Source organism: Ruegeria sp. BE3, from assembly GCF_056538865.1.
Window position 1 is genome coordinate 129773 of sequence record NZ_JBQFTW010000009.1, and the last position, 7779, is coordinate 137551.

8 protein-coding genes are annotated in these 7779 nt (G+C 59.5%); 4 read left to right on the plus strand and 4 right to left on the minus strand.

Annotated elements, in window-relative coordinates; all coding sequences use genetic code 11:
• The first annotated feature begins 173 nt into the window (after positions 1 to 173).
• Positions 174 to 929: a hydroxypyruvate isomerase family protein gene (locus tag ACR0AZ_RS17835; RefSeq protein WP_480471516.1), complete on the plus strand. Its 756-nt coding sequence runs from the start codon at positions 174 to 176 to the stop codon at positions 927 to 929.
• Between the two features lie 73 nt (positions 930 to 1002).
• Positions 1003 to 1233 (plus strand): DUF2798 domain-containing protein, encoded by a 231-nt coding sequence (locus ACR0AZ_RS17840; RefSeq protein WP_480471515.1) that lies wholly within the window; start codon positions 1003 to 1005, stop codon positions 1231 to 1233.
• Positions 1234 to 1278: 45 nt separating this feature from the next.
• Here the strand turns inward: ACR0AZ_RS17840 and polA are convergent, their stop codons facing one another.
• From polA to ACR0AZ_RS17855, 3 genes are all read right to left on the minus strand, one after another.
• Positions 1279 to 4083, minus strand: a complete 2805-nt coding sequence (polA, locus tag ACR0AZ_RS17845) for a DNA polymerase I (RefSeq protein ID WP_480471514.1) — start codon at positions 4081 to 4083, stop codon at positions 1279 to 1281.
• A gap of 75 nt (positions 4084 to 4158) precedes the next feature.
• On the minus strand, positions 4159 to 4824 hold the full coding sequence (locus tag ACR0AZ_RS17850) for a YrbL family protein (protein WP_480471513.1): 666 nt from the start codon (positions 4822 to 4824) through the stop codon (positions 4159 to 4161).
• A gap of 42 nt (positions 4825 to 4866) precedes the next feature.
• Positions 4867 to 5040, minus strand: coding sequence for a zinc-finger domain-containing protein (locus ACR0AZ_RS17855; protein ID WP_480471943.1), 174 nt, complete (start codon positions 5038 to 5040; stop codon positions 4867 to 4869).
• 87 nt (positions 5041 to 5127) lie between these two features.
• On the opposite strand from ACR0AZ_RS17855, the gene ACR0AZ_RS17860 reads away from it, so the two are divergent.
• Positions 5128 to 6120 (plus strand): ABC transporter ATP-binding protein, encoded by a 993-nt coding sequence (locus ACR0AZ_RS17860; protein ID WP_480667999.1) that lies wholly within the window; start codon positions 5128 to 5130, stop codon positions 6118 to 6120.
• On the opposite strand, the gene ACR0AZ_RS17865 is transcribed toward ACR0AZ_RS17860, so the two are convergent.
• Positions 6117 to 6584 carry a DUF1203 domain-containing protein gene (locus ACR0AZ_RS17865; RefSeq protein ID WP_480471512.1) on the minus strand — a complete coding sequence of 156 codons (468 nt, stop codon included), beginning with the start codon at positions 6582 to 6584 and terminating at the stop codon, positions 6117 to 6119. The two genes, ACR0AZ_RS17860 and ACR0AZ_RS17865, sit on opposite strands and share 4 nt — an antisense overlap.
• Positions 6585 to 6773: 189 nt before the next feature.
• On the opposite strand from ACR0AZ_RS17865, the gene ACR0AZ_RS17870 reads away from it, so the two are divergent.
• The gene (locus ACR0AZ_RS17870; RefSeq protein ID WP_480471511.1) at positions 6774 to 7712 is read left to right on the plus strand and encodes a DMT family transporter; all 939 of its coding nucleotides are present in this window, start codon (positions 6774 to 6776) and stop codon (positions 7710 to 7712) included.
• Positions 7713 to 7779 lie beyond the last annotated feature (67 nt).

The following is a 7779-nucleotide window of genomic DNA, read 5'->3' on the forward strand; positions in this document are numbered from 1 at the left end:
CGTGATCGGACCTTATTGTTGGCACGGCCCTCGCAACGAGACGCCGCATGGCTCAGATGGTTCCCGATTCGAAACTCTTTATCTGGTCGATTTTCGACAAACTGTCGTTTTCAACCTCTTTCCCACGACGGTCGTGATCGCTAATCTCCGCAGCGTCAGAAACCGGACGACCCATGCCTCGATTTGCCGCTAATCTTTCGCTGCTGTTTCCTGAGTTGCCCTATCTCGACCGGTTTTCCGCCGCCGCGCAGGCCGGATTCATAGCGGTTGAAATCCTCTTCCCCTATGACGTGGCAGCCAAAGAAACCCGCCGGGCGCTGCTGGCCAACGGGCTTGATCTGGTGCTGATCAATGCCCCGCCTCCCAACTACACCGGCGGCGAGCCGGGCTATGCGGCGGTGCCGGGCGGCACTACCCGGTTTCAATCCGACATCCGTCGCGTGTTGCGCTATGCCGATATCCTGCAGCCCCGCTTTGTCCATATCATGGCCGGATATGCCTCGGGGTCCGAGGCCCAGAGCTGTTTTGTCGAGAACTTGCAATGGGCCGCGGATACCGCGCCGGATCAGCACTTCACGATCGAGCCGCTCAACCCCGTTTCGCAGCCAGATTATTTTCTGAACAATTATGATCTGGCGGCCGAGGTGCTGGATCATGTCGACCGGCCAAATATCGGGCTGCAATATGACAGTTTTCACGCCCAGATGATCCATGGCGACGCGCTGGCGATCTGGCACCGTTTTCGGCCTCAGATCGTCCATGCGCAGATCGGGGCCGCACCCGATCGCTCGGAGCCCGGACGGGGTGAAATGGATTTCCCTGCGCTGTTCGCTGCGATGGACCGTTCCGGCTATGACGGCTGGGTCAGCGCCGAATACACGCCCTCAACCCAGCGGACCGAAGCTTCGCTAGCGTGGATGCGGCAATAGCACCGGGATGAACGCTGGAAATTTGCGTCGAAATCGCGCAATTGAAGGTATCGACACGCCAAGGATATCCGTCATGATCCCCGCCCGCTTTGCCAACGCCCTGTTCGCCCTGATCATGTCCGGCCTCATGTCCTGCGTCGTCACCGGCATCGCCACGGTCAAAGCCATCGGCTTCGGCCCGTCAACGCTCGGAGACTGGATAGCCTCATGGGCGTTCTGCTGGCCCATCGCCTTTACTGTCATCCTGACGTTGGGGCCCGCCGTGAAACGCCTGATCGCACGCCTGGTCAGACCCGAAGCCTGACCCGCTGCGAAGAGGGCCCGCAGGGCCTGATGAGCAGCGCCGCCCCTAGTGCGCCTCGGCCCAGTTTGCCCCTTGCCCGGCATCAGCGACCAGTTTGATATCCAGCTTCACCGCCGGATCTGCCGCCCCCTCCATCACCGCACGCGCGACCGAGATGGTCTGATCCACGGCGTCTTCGGCCACTTCGAACAGGAGTTCGTCATGCACCTGCAGCAGCATCTTGGCTGGCAGGCCGTCGATCGCATCCGGCATCCGAACCATCGCGCGCCGGATCACATCCGCCGCCGTGCCTTGGATCGGTGCGTTGATCGCCGCCCGGCGCGAGAAACCCGCATGCGGGCCCTTGGCATTGATCTCGGGCGTATGGATTTTGCGCCCGAACAGGGTCTGCACATAGCCATTCTCTTTCGCGAATGAGATCGTGTCGTCCATATAGCGACGGATTCCGGGAAAGCGCTCGAAATAGCGGTCAATGAAGCCCTGTGCATCGGCGCGGGGGATGCGCAGATTGCGCGCAAGGCCGAAACCCGAGATGCCGTAGATCACACCAAAGTTGATCGCCTTGGCCTGTCGCCTGATCTCGGGTGTCATTTCGTCCAGCGGTACGTCGAACATCTCGGAGGCGGTCATCGCGTGAATGTCCAGCCCATCGGCGAAAGCCTGTTTCAGAGTCGGAATATCGGCAATATGCGCCAGAATCCGCAACTCGATCTGGCTATAATCCAAACTGACCAGCACATTGCCCGGTTCGGCAATAAACGCTTCACGAATACGCCGCCCTTCTTCGGTTCGAACCGGAATGTTCTGCAGGTTCGGATCGGTCGAAGCCAAACGGCCAGTATTGGCCCCGGTGATCGAATAAGACGTATGCACCCGGCCCGTATCCGGGTTGATATGGGTCTGCAGCGCGTCGGTGTAGGTCGATTTCAGCTTGGACAGCTGCCGCCAGTCCAGCACCCGGCGCGGCAGTTCATGTTCGGTGGCGAGGTCTTCAAGAATATCAGCCCCAGTCGAGTATTTCCCGGTCTTGCCCTTCTTGCCGCCCTCAAGCCCCATCTTGTCGAACAGGATCTCACCCAGCTGTGCGGGTGAACCGACATTAAAGCTCTCACCTGCCAGCTCATGGATTTCAGCCTCTAACCCGGCCATTTTCTGCGCAAACGCATTGGACATACGGCTCAGCACATCGCGGTCGACCTTGATGCCATGCATCTCCATCTCGGCCAGCACCGGCACCAAAGGGCGTTCGAGCGTTTCGTAGACGGTCGTCACCTGCACCTGATGCAATTGCGGCTTGAACAGCTTCCAAAGGCGCAGCGTGATATCCGCGTCCTCGGCGGCATAGGCTGTGGCCTCATCAATCGGCACTTTGTCAAAGGTGATCGCCGACTTACCCGAACCCAGCAGAGGCTTGATCGGGATCGGCGTGTGGCTCAGATAGCGTTCCGACAGCGTATCCATGCCGTGCCCATGTTCACCGCCATGCATCGCATAAGACATCAGCATGGTATCATCGATGGGGGTCACGTCGACGCCGTATCGCCTAATGATCTTGGCATCGTATTTCATGTTTTGCCCGATCTTCAGGATCGAGGGGTCCTCAAACATCGGTTTCAGCAATGTTAGAGCCTCATCCAGCGGCATCTGCCCCTCGGCTAGTGCGTCTGAGCCAAACAGATCATCCGTCGCACTTTCACGATGAGTCAGCGGGATGTAACAGGCTTCCCCAGCCTCCACGCACAGCGAAATCCCGACCAGATCAGCGATCATCTCGTTCAGGCCGGTGGTCTCCGTATCCACGGCGATCCAGCCCCGCTCATAAGCCTGATCGATCCACTTCTGCAGAGCGCCCGCGTCCCGCACGCATTCATATTTCGACGCATCAAACGGCAGGGCCTCAGCCTCCTCTGCCTCAGCAACCGGCGCGGGCGCGTCAGCGATCACCGGAGCCTCGGCCCCCAGCTTGTCAGCGATGCGTTTGGTGAGGGTGCGGAACTCCATCTCGGCCAGAAAGCCCAGCAGGGTTTCAGCATCGGGGTCTTTGACCTCAAGATCGTCCAGAGTGAAATCCAGCGGCGTGTTTTCATCCAACTGCACCAGCTTTTTCGACAGCTCGATCTGGCCACGCTTTTCGATCAGTGTCTGGCGACGCTTGGGCTGTTTGATCTCTTCAGCCCGATCCAGCAGCGTTTCCAGATCGCCGTATTCGTTGATCAGCAACGCAGCAGTCTTCACACCAATGCCCGGAGCGCCAGGCACGTTATCCACCGAATCCCCGGCCAGCGCCTGAACATCGACCACGCGCTCGGGACCCACACCAAATTTCTCGACCACCCCGTCGCGGTCGATGCGCTTGTTCTTCATCGCATCCAGCATTTCCACACCGCCGCCAACCAGTTGCATCAGGTCCTTGTCGGAACTGACGATGGTCACGCGCCCTCCGGCTTCGCGCGCCTGAACGGCCAGAGTGGCGATGATGTCGTCGGCCTCGTAGCCTTCCAGCTCTTTGCAGGCGATGTTGAAGGCTTTGGTCGCCTCGCGGGTCAGCGGCATCTGCGGGCGCAGGTCCTCGGGCATCGCCTCGCGGTTGGCCTTATAGAGATCGTAGAGGTCGTTGCGGAACGTGTGTGATCCCTTGTCGAAGATCACCGCCACATGGGTCGGCGCATCCGGCCCGGCATTTCCCTCGACATATTTCTGCAGCATGTTGCAAAAGCCCGATACCGCCCCAATCGGCAGCCCATCCGATTTCCGCGTCAGCGGCGGCAGCGCGTGATAGGCGCGGAAGATAAAGGCCGATCCATCAATGAGATGCAGATGGCAGCCTTTTCCGAATTGGGTCTGGGTCATACGAGGGCTCCTGCGCTGGGTTGCGCCAAGTTGTATCGAATGCGTTGACAAAAGACGAGGCCGCTCATGGCCCCATCAGTGGTCCGAAAACCTGCGCTGCGACGCGTCCCAGATCAGCCCCGATTTCTGCGCGATAACCGCAAATTGACGGCTGAGCGAGCGGTCATTCAGACGCTTGGACATGCTGCGCAGGGGGATCAGGTTCCGCTCCCCGTAGCCGTCGATCAGGAAAAAGGCCGGGGTTTCGCCGCGGACGCCATAGACAATGTTTGACCGCTTTACGTCACGCGCAACGATTTGAAGATCGAACATCTTGGCGACAAAGGCGTTCAGGTCTTCAAGGATCACGGGGGTCATCCGTTTCTGACCCGCAAGCTGGCTGAGCTTCTGCGCCAGTCCCCCCTCCGGCCCGCTGATCCGCTCGACCGCAACGCCCGGCCCTTGCGTGGTCTGCACCACGCCCAGCATACGCGACAGCGGCGAATCCTCGATCTTTGCCCCCAGCTTGAGCGACACGCGCAGCTCGCATTCGATTTCCTTTAAGGTACTGCGATAGCGCGCGCCGGGCACCAGTTTCCACGCCAAACGCTTGCCCCAGCGATGCGAGACGCGGTCCTCGGCGCGGGTAAACACCTTGATCAACAGATCGGGCTGGCCGGGAAACTCATAGACGCTGCGGACGGTGCCGTTTGCAATGGGCTGCTGGTCGGAGAGATCAATGGTCGTGGCTGCAAACAGCATCCTCTCTCCTTTCCATATAGTCGCGTGTCGGGGTCAGGCCGATCAGCCCTCATGCCCTTTCAGCACATATTTGCAGTCGCAATAGGGGCATTCGACCCAACCGGTATCTTCGGGGATCTGCAACCAGACACGCGGGTGGCCCAATGCGCCTTCGCCACCGTCACAGGCGACGCGGGAGGTTTCCACGATCTTGGTTTCCGGCGCTTCGATGGTCACGGCTGGCGATCCTTCTTCGGTTGTCGGCCTCGCGGGCATGTATTAGGTGCGTTTATGAGCGATGAGCAAACCGGGGGCAAGAGCCACATGGCCGATGCGGCAATCAGAATCGAAGGGCTGCGCAAAACCTATCGCGGCGGCAAGGGCCAACCCGAGAAACAGGCGCTGAAGGGGATCGATCTGACGATCCCGCGCGGGTCGGTCTTTGGCCTGCTGGGGCCAAACGGGGCCGGGAAATCGACCCTGATCAACATTCTTGCGGGGCTGGTGGTCAAAACCTCGGGCCAGGTTTCGATCTGGAGCTATGATCAGGATCGTAATCCGCGCCAGTCGCGCGCGGCTATCGGTGTGATGCCGCAAGAGCTGAACCTTGATCCCTTTTTCACGCCACGCGGCGCGTTAGAAGTGCAGGCCGGCCTCTACGGCGTGCCCAAAGCGGAACGCCGTAGCGACGAGATACTGGAACTGGTTGGCCTCAGCGACAAGGCCGAGGCTTATGCGCGCACACTGTCCGGCGGGATGCGGCGGCGATTGCTGCTGGCCAAGGCCTTGGTGCATCATCCCAAGATACTTGTGCTGGACGAACCGACGGCAGGCGTGGATATCGAATTGCGCCAGATGCTCTGGGCCAATGTGCGCAAGCTGAACGAGCAAGGCATGACCATCATCCTGACCACGCATTATCTGGAAGAAGCGCAAGAGATGTGTGACGAGATCGCGATCATCAATCAGGGTGAGAAAGTGGCACAGGACAGCACCGCAAACCTGCTGGGTCGTATGGACAGCCGCACCATGGTGATCACGCCTGATAGCCCGGTTCAGAGCCTGCCCGAAACCGAAAACGTCGCCGCCTCGCTGCGCGACGATGGAGATTTGGTGCTGCAGTACCACAGCGGTAAAACCAGTGCCGAACAGGTTCTGGAGGCCGTGCGGCACGTCGGAATCCGTATCCGTGACGTCCGGACCGAAGAGGCCGATCTTGAGGATGTCTTCCTCGCGCTGACCTCAAGCCGGTCCGACAACCTGCCCGCAGATGACCCGGATCAGCCGCGCCGGGGTATCCACCGCGTCAAGCTTTAAGCCCGATCGATCCGTGCGTGATAACAATTGTTCAACGCTGAGCGGATGTGGATGTAAGCAACCTCTGCACGGGTAAAGATCGCTTCGGCAGCCTCCTGCAGTTGCGCCTGCGGCGTGATGATCCCAGTGCCATATACGATCCGGTCGTCTGAACCGTATCCCTTGATCAGGTAGTTGGGCGAATCCGTCAGCGCCTCGGGCAGGTCAGCCGACGGCTCATAGCGTTGACACGGCTCTGCACACAGAAAAATCGGTCCTGTTTCGGCATAAGGCTGTGTTCTGGGAAAGGGTCGATGGGCCAGCACCAACATCTCTTTTCCTTCCGGGATATAGGTCAGGCAATGTCGGCAAGGGTTGCCTGATCCGTTGGAAATCGCCCGCTCGGGCGGGTTTCCGTACCCATCCGGTGCTCCATCGCGATAGGCCTGAACCTGATCTGATGGAAGAGCAGAAATATTTTGCATGATATGTCTCCTTGCTGTGAGAAGATCATGCTTCTGTCAGCCCCCTGCCTTCGACCCGTTTCCTGCGCATTGCAAATACTGCAACCCTGCTCACCAAAAATGTTAGCGGTAAAGTTTTCACTACCCGCGCCGGGGTTTTGGGTCTAATTAGGCATCGAAACTCCAAACGCATTCACCGAGGCCGCTGACATGAGCGCTCAAGATACCACCCTGCGCGGGTTAGGTTTTGCATTTCTGGGATTTGCGGTCTTCGCCTCCCACGATGTGCTGATCAAAGTGCTGGGCGGCACCTATTCGGTGCTGCAGATCATCTTCTTCGCAACGCTGTTTTCCTTCGTTCCGATGGCCGTCACGATTCTGGCCGACCGGACGACCGGCAACTTTGTCCCGCGCCACCCCTGGCTGATCCTGCTCCGCTCGACGCTGATGATCACCGCGATGTCCTGCGCATTCTACGCTTTCTCGGTACTGCCCTTGGCCGAGGTCTATTCGCTGCTTTTCTCCTTTCCCCTTATCGTGACGGTTCTGTCGATCCCGATATTGGGCGAGGTCGTCCGTGCCCAGCGGTGGGCTGCTGTCGGGGTGGGCCTGATCGGCGTTCTGATCGTCCTGCGCCCGGGCGCGACCGAGATCACTCTGGGTCATATGGCGGCACTGATGGCGGCGTTCTGCAGCGCCTTCGCCTCGGTGCTTGTGCGCAAGATTGGCAATGAAGAACGTTCAGCCGTTCTGATCCTCTATCCGATGCTGTTGGCCATTGTGGCCATGAGCGTCGCGCAACCGCTGGTCTATCAACCGCCTTCGCTGCTGCATTTGGCAATGATGGCGCTGGTGGGTGTGTTTTCGGTCATCGCGCAGCATCTTATCATCCTCGCCTACCGCGCCGCGCCCGCCGGGGTTGTCGCCCCCAGCCAGTACAGTCAGATCATCTGGGCCACGATCTTCGGCGTCATCTTCTTTGGCGAGCATCCAGATATCTGGGTCGCAGTGGGTGCCAGCGTCATCATTGCATCGGGCGTCTTTGTCGTCTGGCGCGAGAGCCGGTCCAACACCACTTCGGTCAATACCCCCGTTTTGCGGGTACGATCCCCGCGTTCGGACACCGGTGCGACTCGGCCTGGAAAATAAAAACGGCGCGCCGGTTGGCACGCCGTCTTGAAACAACTCTTTCGCAGGGTCTTAGTAGACGACCACG